This window comes from Streptomyces sp. NPDC091272, assembly GCF_044757485.1.
Classification (GTDB): domain Bacteria; phylum Actinomycetota; class Actinomycetes; order Streptomycetales; family Streptomycetaceae; genus Streptomyces.
In genome coordinates, this window is the sequence record NZ_JBIVVC010000010.1 from 19,536 (window position 1) to 45,123 (window position 25,588).

Genomic DNA, 25,588 nt, shown 5'->3' on the forward strand with positions numbered 1-25,588 from the left:
CACGGAAAGGAACAACCCCCATGACCCGCACTGTCGGACAACTCTTCGCGGACACCCTTGAGGACCTCGGCGTCCAGCACGTCTTCGGCGTCGTCGGAGACGCACTCAATCCGCTGACCGACGCGATCAGATCCTCGAAGTCGCTCTCCTGGGTCGGCTGCCGGCACGAGGAAGCGGCCGCCTTCGCCGCCGGCGCGCAGTCGCAGCTCACCGATACGATCGGTGTGTGCATGGGCACGGTGGGGCCAGGCGCCGTCCACCTCCTCAACGGTTTGTACGACGCGGCCAAGAGCGGCACCCCGGTGCTGGCAGTCGCCGGACAGATCCCGCTGTCCGAGATCGGCACCGACTACTTCCAAGAGGTCGACAACGATCTGTTGTTCAAGGATGTGGCGGTCTTCAGGGCCACCGTCACTTCGCCCGAACAGCTGCCCGCTCTGCTGGAGGTCGCCGTCCGCACGGCAATCGGACGCCGCGGTGTGGCAGTCCTGAGTGTGCCTGGCGACATCGGCGGGCAGAAGCTTCCCGCCGACCGGCCTCTGCGGCTGTCCCTCGTCGGCTCAGGCAACCGCCCCGACGACCCGGCCCTTGACGAGGCCTCGACGCTGCTCAACGACGGCGGCAACGTCACGCTGCTGGTAGGACGCGGCGCGCGCGAGTCCCGCGAGGACGTGCTGGCCCTCGCCGAACGGCTCGCGGCGCCAATGGTCCTCACGCTCAAGGCGAAGGAGGGGTTCGAGGGCGCGAACCCCTATCAGGTCGGCCAGACCGGGCTCATCGGCAACCCGGCCGCCGCCTGGGCGATGGACCACGCCGAAACGCTGCTGCTACTCGGTACCGACTTTCCCTATCGCGACTGGTACCCGGAGGGCAAAAAGGTAGTCCAGGTCGACCGGGTGGCCGAGCACATCGGACGCCGCGTGCCGGTGGACGTCGGACTCGCCGCGGATGTCGGGCCCACCGTGCGGGGGCTGCTGGAGCGGCTCGACAGCCGCAAGGACCAGGACCACCTGGAGTCGGCCCGCAAGAAGTTCCTGCACTGGCAGGAGGGACAGCGTCGGCTGGCCGAACCGGAGCACGACCGGGGGCTGCTGGGGCGGGTGCGCTCTGCGTTTGACAACAATTCCCACCTGGTACGGCCGGAGGCGCTTGCCGCCGCCATCGACCGTGCGGCGGCGGAAGACGCCGTGTTCACCTCGGACACCGGGATGGCGACGGTCTGGCTTGCGCGGTTCGTGGAGATGCGGGGTGCGCGCAGGCTGCTGGGCTCGTACAACCTCGGCTCGATGGCCAACGCCATGCCCCAGGCGATCGGCGCCCAGCTGGTGGACCGGGACCGTCAGGTGGTGGCGTTCTGCGGTGACGGCGGGCTCTCGATGCTGCTCGGGGATCTCATGACGATCCGCTCCGAGCGGCTGCCGGTCAAGCTCGTCGTCTTCGACAACCAGCGGCTGGGAATGGTGAAGTTGGAACAGGAGCAGGCGGGTCTGCCCGAGTTCGGCACGGTCCTGGACAACCCCGACTTCGCCGCCGTGGCGCAGGCGCTCGGAATCACCGGCATCCGCGTCACGCGCGCCGAGGACCTCGCCGACGGAGTACGACGCGCGTTCGAGGAGCCCGGCCCCGTGCTCCTCGACGTGCTCACCAATCCGGACGAGATCGCCGTGCCGGCCAAGCCGACGGTCCAGCAAGGTTGGGGATTCGCCATCGCCAAGGTGCGGGAGAATCTGCGCAGCGCGGGCAGTTGAGCAGCTACCAGGAAGCAGTCCCGCCGCGGCGCGGTCGGACCGGCACGGTCGCGAGCGGTCAGTGATCGACTGCGGCGGCGTCCGGCGTCCAGGAGAGCGGAGTGATGCTCATCGTCAAGCCCTTCGGGCAGAGACCCTTACCCAATCGGACCAGGGCGGGACGGTGAGGCATGACGGCGACAGCGCGCCGCCCGGGCCCCGGGCCCGGGGCCCTTCGCTCCGGACAGCCACCGGAGCGACGGACCAGTCGCTGTCGCAACCTGATCCTCGTGCGAGGCCGCGCCCCACATCCCGCCCCGACCGCGCCCTGTCCGAGGTCGCCTGCCTCCCGGCTGGGGCGGTCTGTTCGCCGCGACACGGCACCAAGACCCGCCCGTGCGATGTGGCACTCCGAGACACGACACACGTGGCGTGACGGCGGGAACCCGCATGCGCGCGTATCAATGAGGTACCGGTGGGAGGTGCCGGGTGCTCGTCCCCTCGCCAACTCCCCACAGCGGTCCCTTCGTCGGGTTCCTTGAGGCGAGCGCGTTCCTATGGGCGCGCACTACGTCCTGACGAATACCGTGGCCGGCGGCCGCCTCGCCGTGGCGGGCTGTCCTACCGCTGCCTGACGGCAGCACCCACCTCGTCGCCACCCGCGGCCTCGACGCGGCACCTGCCACGCCCTGGCCGCCACAGCCGTAGCCGCTCACACGGGCCCAGGGCCTCGCAGACCAGTGAAGCCGGTTGCCGACCGCCCAGCCTCGACCGACAGGCACGGTCCAGCAGACCGCCCGGGCCGCCGCGGCATGCGCTCCGCAACGGCCTGACCTCGCATCAAGCCCCGAATGACCTCCAGAGCGCACCGCTGAGCGGCAACCGCCTTTGCGTGCGTACGACTTGAAAGCCAGTGGCGAAGACGTCTGAGTGGCCCCATTCATTCCCATTTGTTGATCACGATCAGACATCGCTTCAGGTCAGCTGTTGGAGCAGTTCCTGATCACACGTTCAATAAGGCGGTCAATATGTGAGCAACCTGTGCGCATCGTGCGGGTTGAACGGAGGCATTGTGAAAAGCAGTTGGGGGCGGAAGATACCGCCTCTCGCATCCATCAACAGGACACGGCAGGTCAGACGGGTCGCCGTCGGCCTGACTACCGTCCTGCTGGCGCAGACGGCCCTGGTGTCGCTCGACAATGGTGCGGCCTTCGCCCTCGAACAGCCGACCTCGGTGAGGCCTGCCACTGGTACGCCGACCATGGGCACACCCACGGGTGCCGGCGCCGTCGATGCGCCCGGTGCAGGGAAGGCGGCGTCCACCGCCGACTCGGTGGCGGCCGGCCTGTTGATGGCCCGGCTGCAGAAGCGCAGGATCGAGGTGCTCTCGGAGCGTACGGCGACGACGACCACCTACGCACTGCCCAGCGGTGAACTGGAGACCTCGCTGTACGCCGGACCCGTCCGCGCACAGGTGAACGGCCGCTGGCAGGACATCGACACCGCGCTGGTGGACTCCGGGCCCTCGCTGAAGCCCAAGGTCGCCGCCGCCGAGGTGCAGTTGTCCGACGGCGGCGACAAGTCCCTGGCAACGGTGGCACGAGGCGGCCGGTCCTTCGGCATGCAATGGTCCACGCCCCTTCCCGCACCCAAGGTGAAGGACGGCACCGCCTCATACGCCCTGGGCGGTGGTGAGACGCTCACCGTGACGGCACTCTCCCAGGGCTTCTCGCAGAGCGTCGTCCTGGACAAGGCGCCGACCACGGCCCCCGTGTACCGCATGCCCCTCAAGCTGGGCGGCGGACTGAAGCTCTCCAAGGCCGGCACCGGCCGCCTGCTCCTCAAGGACGGCACGGGCAAGCTCGTGGCCGAGGCCCCGGCACCCATGATGTGGGACTCCTCGGTCAACCCGGCGTCCGGCGAGTCCAGACACCTGGCACAGGTGGCCACCACGATCGAGACGGCCGCCGACGGCACCCAGACCCTCGTGCTGAAGCCCGACGCCGGTTACTTCAAGAAGCAGCTCACCTATCCGGTGACCGTCGATCCGACGTCCACCCTCGCGGCGTCCACGGACACCTGGGTGGCGACCAACTACCCGGACTCGCAGGTGTCCTCCACCGAGCTGAAGTCGGGTACCTACGACGGGGGCACCACGAAGGCCCGCTCGTACCTCAAGTTCGACGTGAACGCGCTCAAGGGCAAGCACGTCACGGACAGCAGGCTGACGCTGTACTCGTACTACTCCGCGACCTGCGGCACGACCGGAGCGGGCACCCAGGTCCGGCGGGTCACCTCCGCATGGGACTCCTCGGCCCTCACCTGGGGAGCCCAGCCGACCACGGCGACCGAGGGCGCGGTGACCAACAAGGCCGCGCTGGGATACAACTCCACCTGCCCGGCCGGAAATATGGCCTTCGACGTCGACGCCATCGTGCAGGCGTGGGCCGCCGGTTCCGCCAACCACGGGTTCCGGGTGGCCGGAGCGAGCGAGACCGACTCGACGACGTGGCGCCGGTTCCGTTCGGCCAACTACGTGTCCGGTGACGGGTCCACCGAACCGCACCTGACGGTCACATACAACTCCTACCCGGCCGTGCCCACCGGCGTGTCGGTGCTCCCCTCCGCGGTGAACAGCTACAACGGCAAGCGTTATGTCACCTCGCGCACTCCCCTGCTGTCGGCCGACGTGAAGGACCTCGACGGCTCGAAGGCCAAGGCACAGTTCGAGGTCACGGCGGACCCCGCCTACGCGGACACCACCTACACGTACACCGCCACGTCCGCCGAGGTCTCCTCCGGAAGCACGGCGAAGCTCACCGTGCCCACGGCCAACGCCTTCCCCGACGGTGCCCACCTGCGCTACCGGGCCCGCGCCCACGACGGCATCGACTACGGCCCGTGGACCGGGTACAGCACGTTCGTCATGAACACCATCAAGCCCACCGCGCCCAAGGTGACCTGCGAGACGTACGAGGAGAACGGCTGGACCGCCAAGGCCGCCGAGCCCGTCTCCTGCACCCTCGACACCACCTCGGCGGACGGGGCCGGCTACTGGTGGGGTCTCGACGATCCGGCCGTGCCGCACAAGCTGCTCGACACCACCAACGGCACCGGTGGCGACGCGGCGACCTTCGCCGTCAACCCCGCCGACGGCTGGCACACCCTCTACGCCAAGACCGTCGACTCCGGCGGCAACCTCTCGACCACCGCCACCACCTACCAGTTCGGCGTAGGTGAGGACGGGGCGGCCGTACTGTCGCCCGCCGACGGCGCGGAAACCGCCCGCCGGCTCACCCTGGCGGCCAGAGGACTGACCTCCTACACGGGCGTCACCTGGGAATACCGACGCGGCGAGGAGGACACCTGGCGCACGGTTCCCGTCGCCGACGTCACCGCCTCCGGCGCGGCGGTCACCGCGTGGCCGGTGAAGGTGACCGGTGGCACCGCCACTCCCCTGGTCTGGAACGTGGTGTCCACCCTCGCGGAGGACGGTGGCATCGAACTGCGCGCCCGGTTCACCAACGGCACCACCAACGGCCACACGCAGACCACCGAGGTCACCCTGGACCGGGACGCGGGCAACGCGCCCACCGACAGCGTCGGCACCGGGGAAGTCAACCTGCTCACCGGCGACTTCACGCTGACCGAGCCGGACGCATCGGCGTACTCCGTGCAGGTGCAGCGCACCTTCTCCTCGCGCACCAACGGCAAGGACACCGAGGGCCAGGCCGAGATCTTCGGTCCCGGCTGGACGTCGTCGGTCAAGGGGGAGGAGAGCGGCTCGTTCACTCAGCTGCGCAAGACCTCGGACACCTCGGTGGAGATCCTCGAAGCCGACGGCTCCACCATCGCGTTCACCGCGGCCGCACAGGGCCGTTGGGCGCCGCAGCCGGGATACGAGTCCCTCGTGCTCACCGGCACGCTCACCGGCGCGTCGTTCACGCTGACGGACACCGGCAAGGCCGACGTGTCCGTGTTCACGAAGGCCAACTCCGCCGCCACCACGTGGCCGCTGGCGTCCAGCGCCTCCGCGGTGGACGACACCCAGCTCACCTTCGTCTCCGAGACGGTCGGCGACGCCGGACACCAGCTGGCCCGCCCCAAGTACGTGATCTCGCCCAACGAGGCGATCGCGGCCGCACAGTGCCAGGCCGACCCGGCCCGGCGCGGCTGCCGCGTCGTCGAGTTCGTCTACGCCGACCGCACCACCGCCGCCGGCGGCGCCCTGGGCGACCGGCAGGGACAGGTGCAGTCCGTGCGTCTGTGGGCCACCGCCCCGGGAGCGACCGCGTCCACGCCGGAGGTCGTGTCCCGGTACGCCTACGACGCCAAGGGCCTGCTCCGCGAGGTGTGGGACCCGAGGATCGGCACCGAGCTCAAGACCTCCTACGGCTACGACGCGGACGGCCTGGTCACCACCCTCACCGAGGGCGGCCAGCTGCCGTGGACCTTCACCTACGGCAGGGCTGGCTCGGCGCTGACCGCCGGTTCGGGCATGCTCCTCAAGGTGTCCCGTCCCGGCCTTGCCGAAGGCTCGGCCACGACCACGTCCGGCACCGCCGCGACCACGGTCGTCTACGACGTGCCGCTCGCCACCGACCGGGCGCCGTACCGGATGGACGAGGCCACCGTGGCGGCCTGGGGACAGGACGACGCGCCCACCGACGCCACCGCCCTCTTTCCTCCCGGGTCGGCCCCGGCCTCCAGCACAGGCTCCGACCTCGCGTCGGGTGACTACGCCGCGGCGACCGTCACCTATCTCAACGCCGACGGCGAGGAGACCAACACCGCCTCGCCAGGCGGCTCGATCACCACGACCGAGTACGACGCGCACGGCAACACGGTGTCCGAACTGAGCGCGCGCAACAGGGAGATCGCGCTGCGCGCCGACGACGACACCGCCGCCGCCCTCGGACTGGCCGACCTGTCGGGCGTCGAGCGCGCCGAACGTCTCTCCACCACCTCGGTGTACTCGCCCGACGGCACGCGGCTGGTACACGAGTACGGCCCGCTGCATCTCGTGACCCTGGTCAAGGAACTCGCCGGCGCCACCGCAGAAGCCACGTTGCCGGCCGGCTCGGTGATCCCCGCCCGTTCGCACAACAGCTACGTCTATGACGAGAACCGGCCCGCGGACGCCGCGGTGTCGGGTCAGGTGACCACCACCGCCTCCGGCGCAACCGTCGAGGGCTACGCCAAGGACGCGGACCTCCAGACCGCCTCCGTCAGCTACGACTGGAAGACCGGCCAGGTGCTGTCCGGCAAGGACGGTGCCACGGGCGGCAGCGGCGCCACCGCGGTGGCCCGTACGACGTACGACGCCAAGGGCCGGGTGGAGAGCACCCGCACCGCCGCGTCCGGCGGCTCCGACGCCGGCACCCTGCGGTACACCTACTACACCGCCGACGGAACCGGTGACTGCGCCGGTCGGCCCGAGTGGGCGGGCATGCTCTGCCGCACCGCTCCCGCCGCCTCCGTGACCGGAGGGGGGAGCAACCCCAAGGAACTTCTCACCACCCGCCTCACCTACGACCGTTCGGGCCAGCTGGCCACGAAGACCGAGATCGCAGGCACCGTTACCCGCGTCACCACGGTCGTGCGGGACGACGCGGGCCGCACCGTCAAGATGTCGGTCACCGGCGGTGTCGGCGAGGCAGTGGCGGACACCACCCTCACCTACGACAAGGCCACCGGACAGCAGGCCACCCGGGCCTCCGGCGGTCAGACCGTCTCCTACACCTATGACGCGCTGGGACGTCCGACCTCCTACGACGACGGCGCCGGCAATGTGACAACCACCGCGTACGACCTCCTCGACAGGCCGGTGAAGGTCACCGACTCCGCCCCGTCGACCACGTCCTACGCCTATGACGGGGCAGGGCGGGTCAAGAAGATCACCGACTCCGTCGCGGGCGTCCTCGGCGCCACCTACGACGCGGACGGAAAACTCGCCACCGAGTCACTCCCCGGCGGTTACACGCTCAAGGTCACGACCGACACGGCAGGCAAGGAGACCGGCAAGGAGTACACCGACCAGGCCGGAATCCCGGTCCTCTCGGACGTGGCGGGCACCACCGTCAACGGCGAGCAGGCGCAGCACACCCAGACCGACGGCGCCACCACCGAGAGCGCCTTCACCTACGACGGCACCGGACGCTTGATCACCGCCACCGACACCACAGCAGGAGGCTGCACCACCCGCACCTACACCCTCGACGCGAACAGCAACCGCACCGCCCTGGCCACCGCGTCGGACGACTGCGACAGCGCCACCGACGACGCCACCCGCACCACGGTCACCTCCGCCTTCGACAGCGGCGACCGCCTGACCGCCTCCGGCATCGAGTACGACGCCTTCGGCCGCACCACGGCCAACGGCGCCACCGCGCTGACGTACTACGCCAACGACCTGGTCCGCAGCGAGAGCACCGACAACCGGCGCACCGTACGCTCCCTGGACGCGGCCGGACGGCTTGCCCGCTCCACCGAGCAGGTCAAGCAGGAGGACGGCACCTGGGCCGCCGGCGAGAGCCTCACCAGTCACTTCGCCGACGACGAGGACAGCCCAACCTGGACCGCGTCGTCCAAGGGGACGCTCACCCGTTCCGTCACCGGCCCGGGCGGGCGGCTGTCCGCCCTCACCTCGGGCACGGGGGACACGGTCCTGCAACTCTCGAACCTGCACGGCGACGTCTCCGTGCAACTTCCGCTGAGCCAGGCCGCCGCCCCCGTGGTGCAGCGGTACGACGAGTACGGCAAGCCCCTCGACGGGACCTCCTCCGCCTCCTACGGCTGGCTGGGTTCCTACCAGCGGGACAGCGGCACTTCCAGCGGTCTCGTCCTCATGGGCGTGCGCCTGTACGACCCCGCCTCGGGCCGGTTCCTGTCCGTAGATCCCGTCCAGGGCGGCAACGACAACAGCTACGAGTACTGCCGCGGCAACCCTGTCTCCTGCCTCGACCTGAGCGGAGAGTACTCGTACGGGTCCTCCTACGGTCTCGGCTACTTCTACAGCTCGGCCAAAACCGTCTTCAAGTGGATGCGCAATCACTTCTGGGTCTTCCCGCTGACCGGCTGCGGTTCCACCCTCAACAAGGGCGAACGCTGCAACCTGGCCTACGGCAAGGGCCCGGTCCGGGTCACGAAGATCTACTCGACGGGCTGGAAGTTCAAGTCCCTCAAGGGTCACGTGGAGGGCAAGGACAAGAACATCAAGTTCTGGCTCGGCAAGAAGTACGGCAGGCTCCAGCTCAACGTGAAGGCCTGGGGCCCCAACAACACCTGGTGCAACCGGAACAAGCCGTGCTCCAAGGCGAACAACGTCTTCGCCAAGGTGATGTGGGCCCTGTTCGCCAGCAACATCAGCTGGTACGCACCGCGCTGGTAGGAATCTGAAGGAGAATCGGATGAGAAGGTCCGCGGACACCCCACCGGCCCGTATCGCCCAAGCGGTGGCCCTGATCGGGCTGGCGTTCCTGCCGGGGCTCTTCGCGGCGCTCCCGCTCGTGTTCAACGGCGCCCAGCACGTTCTGGGCGCCGGGGGACACGCGACGATGCCCGAGGGCACGACGGCCTCGCTGGGCTGGGGCCTCACTCTTCTGGGCGCGGCCGCCCTGCCCTTCGTCGCCGCGCCGGTGGCCCTCGTCACCGCCCGGGTCAGGCACCTGCCCCGTGACAGAACGGTTCGCGTCTGCGCGACGGCGGTTTGCGGTTGCGGCCTGCTGTCCTGCCTGATGGCAGCCGTGTCGGCGGCAGTCTGACGACCGGGGCGACCTCAGGGCTGAGGGCCGGGAACTCTGTTCCCGGCCCTCAGCCGTTTCGACGGTCGTCCCCCACCTGGCTTCGGGGTTACGGAACGCATCGCGCCAGGAACGCGTCGCGCCAGTCTGCGCGGCAGGATCCGAGTCCTCGGCGTTCGAAAGGCTGGTAGGGCGACCCCGTCGACGACCAGGAAGCCCTGCCGCAGGTGGGAGCCGAGTCTGCTGGTCAACCGCCCGGCCGCTTGGGCGGCTTTGAAATTGCGGGTCGGCAGGGCCACAGCCGTCGGATCGCTGTCGGTGTTTGCCGGTCATGCGCTCACTCGTCTGGACTGTCGCGGTAGTGGCAGGGACCGCAGTCACGGCCGGCCCCTGCGCTACTGCATCGCGGCGACGGACACCGACTGCGGATCTCCGCCCGCCACCCGTTTGGTCCGGCGGGTCTTCCTCGCGGTGGCCCACAGGGAGTGCTGTCAACAAGGTTGTGGCGGACATTCACATGCCGGTGTGCAGGATGTTGTAGGCCTGTCTGAGGAAGCCTGCTGCTCGCGTGGCGTTGGTGTTGGCGAGGGCGGCGATGGCGGTTTTGGTGTGGGGGGCGAAGCCGATGAAGGTGGTGAAGCCGCGGGTGGCGCCGGCGTGGGTGATGACAGGTTGGTTCTTGACCTGGTTTCGGTACCAGATCAGGCAGATCTGGCCGCTGCTGCGTGGGAGGCGCAGCTGTGCTTCTTGCACGGTGCACAGTGCGGCGGGCAAAGGTGAGTTGTCAGGTTCGATGTGTGCGTGGAGGTAGCGCAGCAGGTCGTTGGCGGTGGAGCGCAGTGCGCCGGCGGCGGGGAGGGCGGGGCACTGCCATGGGGGCATGGGGCGGCCGGTGTTGTAGCCGACCGCCTGGGGGCTGTCGCTGCGGCAGTGGGTGGCGGGCAGCCCCAGAGGCTGGCAGACGCGCTCGTCGAGGAGGCGTGGGTAGGGCGTGGCGGTGGTATGGGCCATAGCCCGGCCGAGGAGGGCGGCTCCGTAGTTGGAATACCCGAAGTGCGTGCCGGGCGGGTGGGTGAGTCTGGTGTGGTGCACGGAGCGTGCAAGATCCTCGTCGGTGTAGGGCAGGTAGGGGTTGGTGAGGAGGTGGGGAAGGGCCTTGCGTAGGAGGCCGGGGGGCAGGGCGGGCAGGCCGGAGGTGTGGGTGGCCAGATGCAGGGGGGCGACACGGTCGGCGCCCGGGCCGTGCAGACGAAGTTCTCGTGGGAGGTAGCTGTTGAGGGGTGCGCGGGGGTCGATGTCGCCGCGCGCGGTGAGCTCGGCCAGCAGCAGGGCGGTGAAGGTCTTGGTGATCGAGCCCATCTCGTAGACCGTGTCCGCCGTGGTGGGCGGTCCGGTGCGCGACTGGTGGCCGTGGCAGAAGACCTGCGAGTGCCCGTCGCGCAGGACGGCGAGCGTGACGCTGGTGGCGCCCGGGGTTGCTTCGGCCAGGGCGGCGAGGTCGGATGCGCTCACTGGGGTACGGGCGAGGAGCCCAGGGCTCGGGCGAGGGTGAGAGTGCCGGCGCACACGGCGACCACGGCGGTATGTTCGTGGTTCTTGAACGCCAGGTCGACGTCGTCCTCGACGGGGTCGTTGTCCCGGGGGGTGAGGCCGTCCGGGTGCTGGGCGGCAAGCAGCGGTTCCCACGCATCGGCTAGACACTGCGGGTCACCGATACACGTGTCGACGAGGAGGAGTTCACCCGCCAGGTCCCACTGTCCCAACTCGGTCCACACATCGACCCATACCGGGAGCCACTGGCGTAGGTAGGTGCGCATGGGTTCGGGCAGCCCGCCTGGCATGGCCCCCCAGTCGGTCAGGTGGAACACGGTGTGGGTGACGTCGTAGGCGGTGTTGACGTCCAAGGCCCACGGTTCCGGGGTGGCACCCAGCCAGGTCGCGGAGGCCAACGCCGCCCAGTCCGAACTCGGACCGACGCCCAGCACGCGGCGGGCGTTGGCGATCGCCAGTCGCCGGTTGGGGACGCTTTCCGCGACGTGGGGCGAGCGCAACCTGGCGCTGGAGCTCAGCAGCTCGTCCATCTGCCGGTGCCGCAGGCCCGCGACGACGAAGGAGTGGTAGACCTCCAGCGGGTCGCTGAGCATCATGTGACGCAGCTGGCGCTCGTACAGGAAGTCGCCCCGGCCCAGCTGGTTCCAGCAGAACTCGATCATACGGCGTGCGATCTCGGTGTCCTGAGTCCCGGCCACCCCCTCACGCAGGACGAGCGACGCCGCGAGGGCGCACTCGCTGAGAGGCTTGCAGGTCTCATCGGGGTCGTCGCTCATGTCGGCTGAGACGTCCGCCGAGAAGTGGCCGCGGCCCTCCGCATGAGCGGCGTCGAGCCAGCCCAAAGCCTTGGAGGACCACACCTGCACCGCACCGAGAAGACCGGAGTCATGCATCGCCATGTCTCCCCGTCTCTTTGACGGAGAGCTCGCCTGGCACGGCGAATGAACCTCTGGGGGGCTGACGCACCTGATCCTCGACCCGCCCACTACCGCCCTCGACCCCGAAGAGCTCTGCCTGGCAGCAACCGCCGAGCTGAGCCGACGATTAGCGCGGTTCTACACCCCCTCGGAACCCAGGGCCCCCCTTTACCGGCGCTTCTGTCTCCGTCGGGACCGCGACTGGCCTGTCTCGAAGTCGGGTGCGAGCTTGTGGCAAGATCGCGGGATGCTGCGACTCACCGATTTCATTATCGACTGCCCGGACACGATGGAGCTGGCGGCTTTCTACTCCGAGGTGACGGGCCGTCCGATCAAGGAAGGCAGCTCCGAGGACTGGGCCGGCATCCAGTTCGGCGAGATCGAGCTGGCTTTCATCCGGGTGGACGACTATCGCGCTCCGCAGTGGCCCGACAGCGAGCACCCCAAGCAGTTCCACCTCGACTTCGAAGTGGACGAGTTCGAGTCCGAGCAGCTGCGCGTCCTCGACCTCGGCGCGACGCTGAGGCAGGACTTCATCGGCCCCAACGGCTATGGCTGGCAGGTCTACATCGACCCGATCGGCCATCCCTTCTGTCTGTGCCGCAACAAGGGCGTCATCTGGACCGACCAGGGCCCGATCTGGCCCGAGCGCGACTAATGAGGTTCCGGTCGTGGAGAAGAGCGAAGTCACGATCAAGCTCACCCCCGACGAGGCCCTGATCCTCTCGGACTGGCTGGAGCGGGTACAGATGACAGATTTCAGTCGCCTGGTCGACGATCCGGCCGCATGGGCCCCGATCCACAAGATCGCGGGAACACTGGACAAAGCGCTCCCTGGAAATTTCGCCGCCGACTATGCCGAACGTCTGGAAGCGGCTCGGCATCGTCTCCGGCCGGCCACGGGCAACCTTGCCGAAGAGCAAGACGGCTGAGCTGTCCTTGCCCACCACCAGCGCGCTTCCGTGAAAGCCATGTCGTTTGAGAACGCCGGCCCGCGGCGTTCTCAAACGACATGGCAACCCAGCAGGTCAGCGGCCCATGATCTGTCAGCTGCACTGCGACAGGACAGGCGAGTTGTCCTCAGCCGCAGTCGTTCCTGTCGATCCTCAGGGAACGGGTCTGGCCGTTGAGGTTGTAACCGCACAGGTCAGGCGGAACCGCCGCTGCGCGTCACGCACCCCACCGCCCGCCGTAGCTGCGCTTCTCGTACACCCAGGCCGTGCGCTCCGAGTTGTTGCGCACCGAGCTGCCCCGGTCACGGATCGAGGAGGGGAGGTCCTTGACGCTGCCCTCCACCGCCCGCTTCACCCACGGCTGCCCCCCCCGAAGTTGATCTCCGGATAGATACAGACGTAGCCGTCCGGGCAATCGATCTCCGCCACCACGGAAGCGGCACGGCCGTGGGGAGAGGCATCGGCGCCGGGAGCAGCCAGCAGGAATGGGACCAGAGCAACTGCAGCCGTCACAGCGGTGCGCACACAAGGAGTCGTCATACCCCCAGCAGTAGCTCCGAACAGGCACCCCCCACCACACCCCGGACCGTCGGCCACCCCTGAGGGAAGCCCGGGGCGGCTCATTCGGGCGGCCGGCTTCTGGAATGTTCTCCCGGAAGATCTCGTCGAGCTGGTCGTCCGACAGGAGACGGGCGGGCCCTGTGGCCCGCTGCGTCACTCATCGCGAGGCTCCTCACGCACCACGGCAAGCAGCGCGGGCATGTCCCGCAGGATCTCCGCGATCCGCTCCCGGCCGTCGGCAGTCAGGACGTCACGCTCGATGAGCGGCGGAGCGCGCTGCGCGCGCCAGGCCCGCGCGGTCTGTGGGTCGTCGGCAGCACCGATGCGGCCGCTGTGTGCGGCAATCACCGCGTTGAGCACGGCGTGCACCCTTTTCGTAGTCATCCATCTCAGCGGCGGTCCACCGCGGCGCCCGCCCGCCGTTCGACATGGTCTTCTTTCCCGCCCTTGATCGTTTTCGGTGTGCCAACTCGCCGTCTCGCGAAGCGCGTTGTTCCTAGACTCGCGTGGACAAGCTGCTCGTAGTGCACGCCCTTCTTCGCCCCAGGGAGAACCACATGTCGCTGCGTCCGAGCGTCTGGCACAAGAGCACCTACGGCGGCGATTTCCAAGATGCCTGCGTCGAGGCTTGCGCAGCAGCGGACGGTACCGGGGTGCAGGTCCAGGATTCCAAGGACCGCGGGCTGGGACCGCTCACGATTTCGCGTGCAGCATGGTCGACCTTCCTGGTCAGCCCGTACACCGAGGCAGGCCGCTGAGCGGTACATACGTGAAGAACCCGGGGAAGACCGCCCGGTGCACGGCGGCCATGTGTCGGCCTGTCGAATTGGTGTTCTCTTTTCCGGGAGTGCGGGGCTACGGTCAGTGGACGCAAGATCGACAAATCAACAAGGGGGGATCTCGTGCGTGCTGCCTCTGGCCTGCCCGGACGTCCGCCGGGTATCTACGAGGACGCCGCCGGCCTGACCGCGCGTCAGCGCAGTGTCCTGGCCTGTCTCCTGGACTCGGTACGCACGCGCGGCTACCCGCCCACTCTGCGCGAGATCGGCCCGAGGGTGCACCTGGCGTCCCCCAGCTCCGTGGCGCACCAGATGCTGGCTCTGGAGCGCAAAGGCTTCTTGCACCGTGACCCGAACCGGCCCCGTGCCTATGCGCTGACCCCGCGCGCCCAGAAGCTGGCCGACAGCCACCCGGTGCCCGCCCCGTCCGACGTCTACCTGACGGCACGAGCCGATCAGGCCGAGCGGGACGCCCGTGGCCGATGTACCCCTCCTCGGCCGGGTCTCCGCGAGGTGTCGCGGCATCAGCATCGTCACGTAGGTGGTCGCGGAACTGGCGAACCGCACCGGCCGTACCGGGTCGATGGGAACCAGGTCCGTGGGTCCCAGTACGGCGGTGCTGCCGCCCTGCTCGGCACGTACGTGCCCTCGTTTCACCACCTCGACCTGCCAGAGCCCGCTGTCCTGGGCACGTGCGGAGTGGGCCTTGCGGAAGCATTCGCCCTCCGGGGTCACCAGCTCGGTAAGGCGCAAGGGGCCCAGGTCACGGCTCACCACAGTGGCAGGGAGATCCTCGCCCGTGTGCCGGTCACCGCGCAGCCGCGGCAAGTCACTGCGTTCCAGCGCCTCCAGGAAGCCGTCGGCGCTCCTCATTCCGGTCATTCCGAGCCCGGTTTGCGCGGCGCTGCCCAGTCGCGTCTCGTCACCGTCCATCGATGCAGTGTTCCGTCTCCACCGCTGGCGTGCGGCGCTCGCAGCAGGCTGCTCGGCACCGGGTCTCGCGTCCATGGGCCCGCCCCGCGGGGCGGGCCCATGAGGCCCCACGCGGGGCGGGAGAGACAGTCCGTGCCCGGGGCCGCCCCTCAGTGGGCCGATCCGCCGTACTCGGCGTGCCGGCCGAGCAGTACGTAGCGGGGCTCGTCGTCGAGTGGAGGCGGCAGGACAGTTCTGCGTATCTCCGCCCGAGCCTCCGCGAGTAGACGCAGGAACTCTTCGTCAGTCATGACGCTCACCAGATTTCGCTTGTCACCTGTGATTCGGTGCGGTCGGCTTCCGGGATTGGTTACCCCGGGGACAGAAGGCACATAGCAGGGGAAGCCGGGTGTTGCGCGGATCGGGGGTCCACACGCAAGTGGCTCAGTCGGTCCGCATCACTGCAACTCGCCGCACGTCCGCGACGGCGACGGCGAGTGCGAGGAGCACGAACGCGAGCGCCGTGAGCAGCCCGAGTTGCAGGGCCCGCCCCCAGTCGTCGTGATTGGCGACATGGGCGAAGAACACGGCGCCGACCATCGCGATGCCCGCCGCCGACCCGATGCGCTGACCGGTCTGCAGGACGCCGCTGGCCGAACCGCCCAGGGACACCGGCACCTTGGACAGCGTCAGCGTGGTGTTCGGCGAGATCACGAGCCCGGAGCCGACTCCGGCCAACAGCAGCGGCACGGCCGCCACCAGGGCCACGGAGCGTCCCGGCACGAACTGCACCACCGCCATCGTGCCCATCAGCCCGAGCGCGACCCCGACCAGTCCGTACGCCACCAGGCGCCGCCCGTGCCTGACCACGAGCCGCCCACCCGCCGCCGCGGCGCCCGCCGACCCGACCGCCACCGGGGTGGCGGCCAGGCCGGCCTGAAGTGCGCTGAGGTCGTGCCCGTTCTGCAGGAACAGCGTGTAGACGAAGAACAGCGTCGTGAACCCGGAGAAGTACGCCAGGCCGAGCAGCGCGCCCAGTGAGAAGGACCGCAGCTCGAACAGTCGCAGATCGATCAGCGGTGCGCGGCCCCGCGCAGACTGTCGCGATGCTCGCCGCTCCCACCCCCAGAAGCCCGCGAGCAGCGCCACCCCGGCGGGAATCAGCAGCCACTTGCCCCGCCCGGCCCACTGCTGCTCCTGCACCAGGGGCAGCATGATCGCGACGACCCCGGTGCCGAGCAGTACCACACCGACCAGGTCGAAGCCGGTCCGCCCGCGCCCGGAGCGCTCGGTACGGGGCAGCAGCCGCAGGGCCGCCGCGAACGCGGCCACCCCGATCGGCAGGTTCACGAAGAACACCGCGCGCCACCCGTGCTCCGCCCCGAAGCCCCCGATGAGCAGCCCGCCGACGAGCGGTCCGACCGCCGTCGAGATTCCCACGACGCTGCCGAGCCGCCCGAACGCGCGTGCCCGTAACGGCCCCTGGAACATCTGCTGGATCAGCCCCGACACCTGCGGCGACACCATGCCCGCGGCGGCACCCTGCAAGAGCCGGGACACGACGAGCCAGGTGGCCCCGGGCGCGAGTCCGCACGCCACGGAGGCCAGCGTGAACAGTGCGAGCCCACCCAGAAACATCTCCCGCCGCCCGTACAGGTCCCCCAGGCGCCCCGCCGGCACCAGCACGAGTCCGAACGCCAGCGCATAGCCGGACACCACCCACGACAGCTCCGCCTCCGCGGCGCCGAGGGCACGCTCGATGGAGGGCAGCGCCACGTTGACGATCGATGTGTCGAGCAGCGTCATGAACCCGGCGGTCAGCAGGACCCCGAGCGCCCTCCCACTCCTCTGATCTGCGGCACTGCCCGCGGAGACACGCGCCGTGGAGGTGTCCGTGCTGTCCATCCGCCCACGCTAGGCAGCACCGGCCGGCCCCGGCGGGCCGGAGAGCCCATCTGGAGTACGCCGGTGCGAGCTCCCGCCCGACGGTGCCTGATGGTGAAGGGAGAGCCCCCACAGGCATGGCCACGGACGCGACAGCCACATGCGGACGTGACGAAGAACGTACGGAGACGGAGACGGACACGTGCTCGACGACCTCGCCCCCGAAGAACGGCCCGTCGCACCGGAGGAACGCCTCGTCGCTTCCGAGGAGCACCGCCCCGCCCCCGAGGAGCACCGCGAAGAACCGCTGGCCGAACACCGGACCCTGGAACCCGTCGTCCGTGACTGGCCCACCCAGAACATCCAGGGCCCCGACTTCGACCCGGTCCTGATCGAGCTGATGCGCGAAGGCCCGCTCACCCGCATCAAGCTGCCGTACGGCGAGGGCTGGGCCTGGCTCGTGACCCGCTACGAGGACGTACGCGCCGTGACGAACGACGCCCGCTTCGTCCGTGGCCCCGTCCCCGGACGGCAGATCACCCGCCTCGCCCCGCACTTCAAACCCCGGCCAGGCGCCCTCGCCTTCGCCGACCCGCCCGACCACAACCGGCTGCGCCGCGTGGTCGCGCCCGCCTTCACGGCGCGTGGTGTGGCGCGGCTGCGCGCCGGGGCGCAGGAGACCCTCGACGCCCTGGTGGACACCTTCGTACGGGGCGGCGCACCGGCGGATCTCACGGCCCGCGTCCTCGAACCGTTCCCCATCGCGGTGCACTGCGAGGTCATGGGCGTACCCGAGGCCGACCGCCCGCGCCTGCACCGGCTGACCCAGGAGATCGTGTTCCCGTCACGCGACGCGACGGTCACGGGTCGAGCGAAGGACGAGCTGTACGGCTGGCTCGCCGACGAGCTCCGTACCCGTCGCAACCTCCGTCCCGCCCCCGACGCCGAGCCCGCCGCCGATGCCGAGCCCGCCGCCGACATCCTGTCGCTCCTGGCCGCCGGGGTGGACCGCGGCGATCTGACGGAGGAGGAGGCCATCGGCGTCGCGGGCCCGCTGCAGATCGGCGGCGAGGCCGTCACCAACAACACCGGCCAGATGTTCTTCCTGCTCCTCACCCACCCCCACCTCCTCCACCGCGTGCGGACCGACCCCGCGATCCGCCCCCGGGCCATCGACGAACTGCTCCGCCACATCTCGCACCGCAGTTCGGTCGGCCTCGCCCGCATCGCCACGGAGGACGTGGAACTGTGCGGCCGACGCATCAGGAAGGGCGACCCGGTCTACGTCTCGTACCTGGCGGCCAACCGCGATCCGGCCGTCTTCCCGGACCCCGAACGCATCGACTTCGACCGCATGGACAACCCGCACGTCGCCTTCGGCCACGGCACTCACTACTGCACCGGCGGCCCGCTCGCCCGCCTCCAGATCGACCTCCTCCTCAACACCCTCCTCGACCGCATCCCCACCCTGCGCCTCGCGAGCGCCCCGGACACGATCCCCTGGCGCCGCAACGCCCTGATCCGCGGTCCCGAGGCGCTGCCGGTCGCGTGGTGAGGCGACGCCGTACGGATGGCGGGCGGAGCGGTCGTCGTCGGACATGATTCCCACGCGCGCAAGATCCACAGATCGGCGAGGGTGTCCAGCGACAGGCGTGCGGTTGGGGCTCGCTTCCGACACCCAGGTGTACAGGGGCCCGGCCAGAACCCTCCGATCCACACCGGCGGCCGGGGCTGCTGCACGGCCGCCGAGTTGGCCACCTGCCGCGCGAGTTGCTGCGGCCGCTTTCGAGCCGCCGGGGTGAGCAGTGCCCCAGCCGGTGCAGGACCCACCGGGCCGGCTGGGTCAGGCCGAGAACCCCGAGCGCGATGCGGGTGTTCTGGACGACGGCCCGGCCGGCCGCGTTGGCCCAGTACCCGATGGGCTGGCCGATGAGGCCGGCGTCGTCGTGGGCGGGAGCGAAGGAGGCCGAGGTGCTGCTCGAAGAGGTCATGGGGACAACGCAGAAACTCAACCATGCTTGAGGTCAAGCGCCTTGGGGGGCGAATCACGGCTGAACAGCCGACAGAGGGCCGCTGCTGCCGCGGCGCCGCGGTAGACGTGACCGCGGTCGCATCCGGTCGGGACGGCGTGGCGTCGGCGGAGCCGGGGTCGCTCGGGGTGTAGAGCTACTCGGCGCGGCAGCCCTGCGCTGGCTCCCGAAGGGTGCGCCCGACGCCTCAGCCGGTCCCGCGTCCCCCTCCGCCTGAATCTTCCGCGACTCTGGGTCCACCGTCAGGCCGACGCCGCTCTACGTCAGTCTTGTCCCCCGGATCGGACCGGCCCCCTGTCTGGCGACGGTGCTGGTAGGAGATGACCCTGCTTCGGCCACGTATGTACGTATGAAGCGGGCGCGGTGCGCCAAGACAGGTATCCGGTCCCGACATGTCGCCCTGCCTGCCACCACTACAACCACTGAGCTGATCGGCACCCTCGCCGGCCTGTCCGGCGATCGGCAGGTGCACGGCATCCTGCTCCAGCATCCTTGCGGCCCCCACATTGACGAGCGCGCGGCGTTCGAGGCTATTGCACCGGAGAAGGACGTCGACGGGGTCACGATGCATTCCTTCGCCGCGATGAGCTTTGGCCTTCCGGGCTTCGTCTCCTGCACTCCGGGAGGAATCATGCGACTGCTGGTGGCGTACGACGTCGACCTCGGCACACACGCCGTCGTCGTGGGGCGCAGCACAATTCGCGGCAAGCCGGCGGGGATGCTCCTGCTCGCCAAGGACGCAACGGTGACCTACTGCCACTCCCCCACGGCAGACCTACCGGCGATCGTCCGGGAGGCAGACGTGCTGGTGGCGGCCGTGGGACGGCCCCGGTTGATCCGTGGTCAGGACATCAAGCCCGGAGCGGTGGTGCTCGATGCCGGATACAACCCGGGCAACGTCGGCGACGTGGAGTTCAACAGTGCTCTGACCCGCGCCCGTCTGATCACACCGGTACCGGGCGGCGTCGGGCCGATGACCATCGCCGTCCTCCTTGCACAAACCGTGGACGCCGCCGCGAACCAGCTCGGACTCCCGCAGTGAACTCCTGAACATCGCCCGATCGTAGATCAGAGCGCCTCCCACATCCGCGAACAACTGACGACGCAGCTCGTGGACAAGGCCACGCTGACAGACGATCTACTCCACAGGCTGCCGCGTACGACCAGCACGAGCACCCCGAGAACCGATCACACCAGCTCTTTGACCTGCAACTTCAAGGCGGCGCAGGCTCACTCAACTGAACTGCATGCACTGCGCACTGCTGGTGCTACGCACTACGGGTACAGCGGTGTTGCGTACTGCTCGCGGCCTGGAAAGTCACCGCGCCGGTGACCTGGGAAGCGTCACCGCTTCTCCGGCAGCCAGCCCCGTCACCCGTCCTGCGTCTGCTCTGGCTCAGAACCCCACTGCCGGACTTCCCGGTGCGCGCGCCCCCAGTCGGCGCCTTCACCAGGGGTACTGCACTTGCACTGCTGGGTACTGCCCCTACGGGTACTGCTCCCGGGTGCACCGCGGGATCTACCGGGTGGTGGCTCCTGATCACTGCGGGCCCTCTGGTGATGCCCTGGGCCTGGCAACCTCCTCCTGAGGTACCCGGTGGCAGTGAGCGCCGGGGTCTGGGGCACACGGAGCCCACCAGTACGGCGGGCTCCCCGCCCGCGCCTCTGTGGAGAACGACATGAAGCCCTGCCCAGCCCAGCCCAGCCCAGCCCAGCCCAGAAGAGACTGGTCCCCCGCGAGTGGGTCGCAACGTGCTCCACCAGCGTTTCGGCTCAAAAGCGGAATTCCGGCTCGTCAATGCTGAGGCGAACCTGTTGACCGACCGTCTTGAGTACCTCTACACCAGCCACTTGGTGACGATGGAGAGAGTTATTCGGCCTCTCGTGGACGCACTCTCCTCGGCGGGATTGATCCGGCCGGTGCCCTGGCGCAGCTTGTTCCTTGTGTTCACTGCTGGAGGAACCGCCAAGTTCAGCAATGAAGCCCTTGCCCGCCTGGTGGATCCCGGACACGTCGAGGCATCCGTGGACGTGGAGACGCATGCCGACTTCGTGGCGGACCTCGTCATCGCCGGGCTGTGCGTACCCGGCTGACCGAGGGACGACCTGATCCAGACGCAGCACAGGAAGTCTCGCCCGCACACGTGGCGAGCCGAACCCGCAACGGGGCGGTCCGGCTCCCTGTTGGCGGGCCGGGACTCGTGTGAGCCGTTGAGCGGCAAGCGCTGCCACTCATCTGCGGGAGCGGGGCGGGGCTTGGTTTGTGCGGTAGAGGTCGATGGCGAGGGCGACGGCGGCGCGGGTGGCGGGATGGGGGTCCTGTCGGCGCCAGATGAGGTGAACGGGGACGGGCTCGGCGTCACGTAGGGGGCGGTAGGTGATGCCGGAGGGGCGGTACTGGGCTGCGGTGGCTTGTGGGGTGACGCCGACGCAGCGGCCGGAGGCGATGGCGGCGAGCCAGTCGTCGATGTCATGGACGTGTTCGCCGGCGGGCCGTTCGGGCTCGGGCCACAGATTCAGGGTGGTGGTGCCGGTGCGGCGGTCGAGGGCGAGGGTGCGGGTGGCGACTTCGGCCAGGCGGATGCTGCGTCGGCGGGCCCAGGGGTCGTCGGAGGCGAGGGCCAGGTAGCGGTCCTCGTGGCCGACGAAGGCGTGGGACCAGGGTGTGAGGTCGAGGGCGCTGCGAATGACCGCGAGGTCGCACAGTCCTTCGGCAAGCCCTCCGGTTGAGGAGTTGTGGCGGACGAGCCTCAGCTCGATGTCGGGGTGGTCGTGGTGCCAGCGGCGCTGGAACTCGGTGGTGTGGCGCCCGAAGGCCGACCAGGCGTGACCGATGTGCAGGCGGCTGTGGCCGGAGGCGGCCTCGGCGACGAGTTCGTCCGCGCCGGCCAGCAGCAGACGGGCTCGGGCGAGGACCTGCGCCCCCGCCACGGTGGGTTCGACCGTGCGACTGGTGCGGTGCAGCAGCCGCACTCCCAAGGTCTTCTCCAGGGCGAGCAGGGTGCGGGAGACCGCGGCCTGGGAGACGCCCAGCTCCAGGGCCGCGTCCGTGAAGCTGCCGGTGTCGACGATGGCGACCAGGCAGCGCAGGTGCTTCAGCTCCAGCCCCGCACCACGTTCTCCGCGTGTGTCCATACGCTCAGCGTATCGATAGTCGGCTGGATGCATTTTGCGTATCGTGCGCGGAGGCGCACGGTGACGCGATGAAGACCTCACAGGACCTCACCGTCGACGCGGATGCACCGGGTCCGGGCGGGAGCCGCTCACTGACCGGCTCGCTCTCGGTGCGGCGCGGTTTCGCCCTCCTCGCCTTCGTCGGGATCGCCTGGGGTACCACCGGCGCGGCCGTGGAGGTCATTTACCGGACCAGCGACCTGGGGCCCATGGCCATCTCGTTCTGGCGTTTCCTGGCCGGAGCGGTGCTGCTGCTGCCGGTCTGGGCCCTGCGCCCGGTCCGCAAGGCGCCCCGCGCGTCGCAGCCTGCCGGGCGGCGTGTGTTGCTGCTGGGGGGCACCGGAGTGGGGCTGGCCGTCTTCCAGACCGCCTACTTCGCCGCCGTGCGGGACACCGGCCTGGCGGTGGGCACCATCGTCACGCTCGGCGCCGCACCGGTGTTCACGGCCGCCGGCGGGCGCCTGTTCCTGGGCGAGCGCGTCGGCCGCACCGGGGCACTGGCCGTCGCCGGTGCGCTGGCCGGACTGACCGTGCTCGTGCTGGGCAACCAGCCCGGTGTCGTCCGCCTCGCGGGCGTGGCGATGGCGCTGCTGTCCGCCGCCGGTTACGCCGTCTCCAACCTGCTGGGCCGATGGACCGGACGTCACGGCACCGGCGAGGACGCCCTCACCCTTACCCTGTGGTCCTTTCTCATCGGCGCAGCCGTGATGCTGCCGCCGGCCTTTCACGAGGGCCTTCTCCCCCAGGGCGGGAACCTCGCCCGGGCGGCGCTGCTGATGCTGTACATCTCCGCTGTCACCACGGCGCTCGCCTACCCGCTGTACTTCGCCGGCGTCGCCGTCCTCAGGGCCGCCACCGCGTCGGTGATGATGCTCCTCGAACCGGTCAGCGCCGCCGTCCTGGCCGTGCTGTTCCTTGACGAACGACTCACGGTGGCCACCGTCGCGGGCACGGTGATCCTGCTCGGGGCCATTGCCGCCCTCGCTCTTGCGGAAGCGCGGACGGAGGAGGAGACCGTTCCTCCGCCGATGTCCACCTAGAGACCACCTCCCTTGGCGAGTCTGCGGTAGCAGATGAGGGTGCAGGCGATGCCGGTGAAGGCCAGGAAGTGATCGCCGCCGGCGGAGCAGGTGGGACACGACAACGGCGCGGCCGGGGTTCCGGCCGCGCCGCCGTCGAGCTGTGGTCAGCCCCCGGGGGAGCCCCCGGGTCAGTGGAGCTTGCTGACGGCGGTCTTCGTCGTGGTGCGGAAGGCGGTCAGCGGGGCGTCCGCGAGGTCGCCCATCTGGCCCCAGCGGACGAGGGTGACGGTGCGGCCGTCGCGGCCGACGGAGAACAGGTGGATGTCGGAGATGCCGATCTGCGGGTCGGCGGTGTCCAGGCTGTAGACCCAGGCGCCCTCCTCGACGGCGAGCTTGCCGTGGGAGGCGCTGACGGCCTGCAGGCCCGGGTTCTGCTGCTCCAGCAGGGGGCCGCAGCCGGCGAGGGCCCCGCGGAGTGTGTCGACCAGCTTCACGGCGTCGGCCTCGGTACGGGCGACGGTGGTGACCTGGACGCCGTTGGTGTCGAGCTCGGTGCTGAACTCGCGGTAGCGGGTGTTCTGCGCCGGGATCTTGTACGGGGCGCAGAGGACGCCGCCGTTCTCCGGGACGCCGGTGAAGACCTGGGTGGCGGACCACGGCGTCGACGACGGCGGCATCTGGGATGCGGCGAGGAAGGCGGGCTGGGCAGCGGCCTGCGCCGGGGCTGTGGCGAGGGCCGCGAGGCCAAGTGCGGCAGCGGCTGCGGTGGCGCGTGCGGTGCGGAGCTTGTTCATGGTGGTGGATCCCCCGTCGGGTCGTTCGTTCGGTCAGTGCTCAACCAGCGTGGGGCCGGCGCCCGCCGGCTGCAACGATCATGCGCCCACCAGCCGTCCCGGAACCATTCCACCCCCGCTGACGTGCAAGGACGTGAAGGATGGGATGCAGGGTCGAGGGGGATGGAATGCCGAAGGATGCCGCCGTCGAGGAGTTCGCGGGGCTCGTGCGCGCGCTGAAGGCGCGGGACGGGAGGAGTTACGAGGCGCTGGGCCGGCGGCTGAGCGTCAGCGCGTCCACCCTCCACCGCTACTGCTCGGGCGCGACCGTCCCGGAGGAGTTCGCCGTGGTCGACCGCCTCGCCCTGTTGTGCGGGGCGGACGGGGAGGAACGGCGGGCCCTGGAGGCGGCCTGGACGGAGGCGGACCGCGCCCGCCGCCGTGCGGCCTCGCCCGCGCCTGTGCCGGCCGTGTCGGCCGCGCCGGAATCGAACCCGGAACCGTCCGCGCCGGAACCGGACCCCGGCCCCGCACCGGACCCGACCACACCGGACCCGACCGCACCGGACCCGTCCGCCGCGGATCCGTCCGCCCCGGGCCCGTCCGCCCCGGACCCGTCCGCCCCGGACCCGTCCGCACCGGATCCGTCCGCCCCGGACCCGACCGTGCCGGAGGCGCCCCGCGCCCGCCCTCGTCGTGGCGCCCCCGCTCCCCTCCTCGTCGCCGCTGCCGTCGGCCTCGTCGTGCTCGCCCTCGCCGCCGCCCTGCTCGGCCACCCCACCCGTACGGCTTCCGCCCCCGCTCCCGCTTCCACCGCTCCGGGGCGGACCGCGGCTCCCCTCCCCTTCACCTGGAGCATCGGTTCCCAGCTCTGGGAGGGCGGCTGCGGGCACACCTACCTCGTGGACCGGGGCCCCCGAGCGGTCGCCCCGCCGCCGGTCGCGGCCGACTCCGGGGCGTGGGCCGGGACGCACGGTGCCGTGCACGGCGGGGAGGCGCTGGTGCGGATCACGGTCCAGGGCCGGTCACCGTCCGACGCCGTCGTCCTCCATGCCCTGCACGTGCGCGTGGTCGACCGCGCCGCGCCGCTGCCGTGGAACGCGTACCGGATGGACAACGGCTGTGGCGGCGCCGTCACCCCGCGCCACTTCGCCGTGGACCTCGACCGGCCGCGCCCGCTCGCGAGGCCCGTCGACGGCCTTGACGCCTCCGGCGCCGAGGTCCGGAAGATCCCGGCCGTCTCCTTTCCGTACAAGGTCACCTCCTCCGACCCCGAGGAGCTGCTGGTCTCCGCGCGGACGGCGGGCTGCGACTGCCGCTGGTACCTGGAGCTGGAGTGGAGCGCCGGCGGCCGTACGGGGACGGTGCGGATCACGGACGACGGGAAGCCGTTCCGCACGAGCGGGACCAGGGGGAGGCCGGCGTACGTGCACGACTCCGCCGAAGGGCGCTGGATCACAGACTCGGACTCCGGACAGACCGGGTGACCAATGCGTAACTTCGACTGACATACGCCGAACAAGCGCTTTAGACGGTGTCCCGCTACTTCGGACGAACCGGCGG

Annotated in this window: 18 protein-coding genes and 3 pseudogenes; 12 read left to right on the forward strand and 9 right to left on the reverse strand. The window is 70.0% G+C overall.

Annotated elements, in window-relative coordinates:
• Positions 1-20: 20 nt before the first annotated feature.
• From ACIQM4_RS25190 to ACIQM4_RS25200, 3 genes are all read left to right on the forward strand, one after another.
• A complete protein-coding gene (locus ACIQM4_RS25190; protein ID WP_401595728.1) occupies positions 21-1,748 on the forward strand; it encodes a thiamine pyrophosphate-dependent enzyme in 1,728 nt (575 codons plus the stop codon).
• A 1,240-nt stretch (positions 1,749-2,988) separates the two neighbouring features.
• Positions 2,989-9,117: a DNRLRE domain-containing protein gene (locus ACIQM4_RS25195; RefSeq protein WP_401595731.1), complete on the forward strand. Its 6,129-nt coding sequence runs from the start codon at positions 2,989-2,991 to the stop codon at positions 9,115-9,117.
• Between the two features lie 19 nt (positions 9,118-9,136).
• Positions 9,137-9,490 (forward strand): hypothetical protein, encoded by a 354-nt coding sequence (locus tag ACIQM4_RS25200; protein ID WP_401595734.1) that lies wholly within the window; start codon positions 9,137-9,139, stop codon positions 9,488-9,490.
• A gap of 492 nt (positions 9,491-9,982) precedes the next feature.
• Here ACIQM4_RS25200 and ACIQM4_RS25205 read toward each other — a convergent pair whose 3' ends face one another.
• Both ACIQM4_RS25205 and ACIQM4_RS25210 read right to left on the reverse strand, forming a co-directional pair.
• Positions 9,983-10,981, reverse strand: coding sequence for a serine hydrolase domain-containing protein (locus ACIQM4_RS25205; protein WP_401595737.1), 999 nt, complete (start codon positions 10,979-10,981; stop codon positions 9,983-9,985).
• Positions 10,978-11,913 carry a DUF6895 family protein gene (locus tag ACIQM4_RS25210; RefSeq protein WP_401596248.1) on the reverse strand — a complete coding sequence of 312 codons (936 nt, stop codon included), beginning with the start codon at positions 11,911-11,913 and terminating at the stop codon, positions 10,978-10,980. The genes ACIQM4_RS25205 and ACIQM4_RS25210 overlap by 4 nt, the downstream gene beginning before the upstream one ends.
• 271 nt (positions 11,914-12,184) lie before the next feature.
• Between ACIQM4_RS25210 and ACIQM4_RS25215 the strand changes: the two genes are divergently transcribed.
• The gene (locus ACIQM4_RS25215) at positions 12,185-12,595 is read left to right on the forward strand and encodes a VOC family protein (protein WP_401596250.1); all 411 of its coding nucleotides are present in this window, start codon (positions 12,185-12,187) and stop codon (positions 12,593-12,595) included.
• Positions 12,596-12,608: 13 nt separating this feature from the next.
• A complete protein-coding gene (locus ACIQM4_RS25220) occupies positions 12,609-12,869 on the forward strand; it encodes a hypothetical protein (RefSeq protein WP_401595740.1) in 261 nt (86 codons plus the stop codon).
• 238 nt (positions 12,870-13,107) lie between these two features.
• Here ACIQM4_RS25220 and ACIQM4_RS25225 read toward each other — a convergent pair whose 3' ends face one another.
• Positions 13,108-13,245, reverse strand: coding sequence for a peptidase inhibitor family I36 protein (locus tag ACIQM4_RS25225; protein ID WP_401595742.1), 138 nt, complete (start codon positions 13,243-13,245; stop codon positions 13,108-13,110).
• 359 nt (positions 13,246-13,604) lie between these two features.
• Entirely contained in the window at positions 13,605-13,835 is a 231-nt protein-coding gene (locus ACIQM4_RS25230) for a hypothetical protein (protein WP_401595745.1), read from the reverse strand.
• A 122-nt stretch (positions 13,836-13,957) separates the two neighbouring features.
• Between ACIQM4_RS25230 and ACIQM4_RS25235 the strand changes: the two genes are divergently transcribed.
• Entirely contained in the window at positions 13,958-14,209 is a 252-nt protein-coding gene (locus ACIQM4_RS25235) for a DUF397 domain-containing protein (RefSeq protein ID WP_401595748.1), read from the forward strand.
• 144 nt (positions 14,210-14,353) lie between these two features.
• Positions 14,354-14,539, forward strand: a pseudogene (locus ACIQM4_RS25240) (repressor LexA); the annotation flags it as partial.
• Positions 14,540-14,677: 138 nt separating this feature from the next.
• Here ACIQM4_RS25240 and ACIQM4_RS25245 read toward each other — a convergent pair.
• The 3 genes and pseudogenes from ACIQM4_RS25245 to ACIQM4_RS25255 all read right to left on the reverse strand — a co-directional run.
• Positions 14,678-15,238: pseudogene (locus ACIQM4_RS25245) on the reverse strand (hypothetical protein); the annotation flags it as partial.
• 74 nt (positions 15,239-15,312) lie between these two features.
• A complete protein-coding gene (locus ACIQM4_RS25250; RefSeq protein WP_401595751.1) occupies positions 15,313-15,453 on the reverse strand; it encodes a hypothetical protein in 141 nt (46 codons plus the stop codon).
• 133 nt (positions 15,454-15,586) lie between these two features.
• On the reverse strand, positions 15,587-17,047 hold the full coding sequence (locus ACIQM4_RS25255) for an MFS transporter (protein WP_401595754.1): 1,461 nt from the start codon (positions 17,045-17,047) through the stop codon (positions 15,587-15,589).
• Positions 17,048-17,333: 286 nt separating this feature from the next.
• Here ACIQM4_RS25255 and ACIQM4_RS25260 point away from each other — a divergent pair, with 286 nt between their 5' ends.
• The 3 genes and pseudogenes from ACIQM4_RS25260 to ACIQM4_RS25270 all read left to right on the forward strand — a co-directional run bounded on the left by ACIQM4_RS25260 (position 17,334) and on the right by ACIQM4_RS25270 (position 21,150).
• Positions 17,334-18,581 carry a cytochrome P450 gene (locus tag ACIQM4_RS25260; RefSeq protein WP_401596252.1) on the forward strand — a complete coding sequence of 416 codons (1,248 nt, stop codon included), beginning with the start codon at positions 17,334-17,336 and terminating at the stop codon, positions 18,579-18,581.
• 752 nt (positions 18,582-19,333) lie between these two features.
• Positions 19,334-20,098 (forward strand): annotated as a pseudogene (locus tag ACIQM4_RS25265) (bifunctional 5,10-methylenetetrahydrofolate dehydrogenase/5,10-methenyltetrahydrofolate cyclohydrolase); the annotation flags it as partial.
• 710 nt (positions 20,099-20,808) lie between these two features.
• The gene (locus ACIQM4_RS25270) at positions 20,809-21,150 is read left to right on the forward strand and encodes a hypothetical protein (protein ID WP_401595757.1); all 342 of its coding nucleotides are present in this window, start codon (positions 20,809-20,811) and stop codon (positions 21,148-21,150) included.
• A 138-nt stretch (positions 21,151-21,288) separates the two neighbouring features.
• Here the strand turns inward: ACIQM4_RS25270 and ACIQM4_RS25275 are convergent, their stop codons facing one another.
• Complete coding sequence (locus ACIQM4_RS25275) at positions 21,289-22,191, reverse strand: LysR family transcriptional regulator (protein WP_401595760.1); 903 nt, start codon at positions 22,189-22,191, stop codon at positions 21,289-21,291.
• A 68-nt stretch (positions 22,192-22,259) separates the two neighbouring features.
• Here ACIQM4_RS25275 and ACIQM4_RS25280 point away from each other — a divergent pair, with 68 nt between their 5' ends.
• Positions 22,260-23,270, forward strand: a complete 1,011-nt coding sequence (locus tag ACIQM4_RS25280) for a DMT family transporter (RefSeq protein ID WP_401595763.1) — start codon at positions 22,260-22,262, stop codon at positions 23,268-23,270.
• 170 nt (positions 23,271-23,440) lie between these two features.
• Here the strand turns inward: ACIQM4_RS25280 and ACIQM4_RS25285 are convergent, their stop codons facing one another.
• Positions 23,441-24,046 (reverse strand): hypothetical protein, encoded by a 606-nt coding sequence (locus ACIQM4_RS25285; protein WP_401595766.1) that lies wholly within the window; start codon positions 24,044-24,046, stop codon positions 23,441-23,443.
• Positions 24,047-24,213: 167 nt separating this feature from the next.
• On the opposite strand from ACIQM4_RS25285, the gene ACIQM4_RS25290 reads away from it, so the two are divergent.
• Complete coding sequence (locus tag ACIQM4_RS25290) at positions 24,214-25,512, forward strand: helix-turn-helix domain-containing protein (RefSeq protein ID WP_401595769.1); 1,299 nt, start codon at positions 24,214-24,216, stop codon at positions 25,510-25,512.
• Positions 25,513-25,588 lie beyond the last annotated feature (76 nt).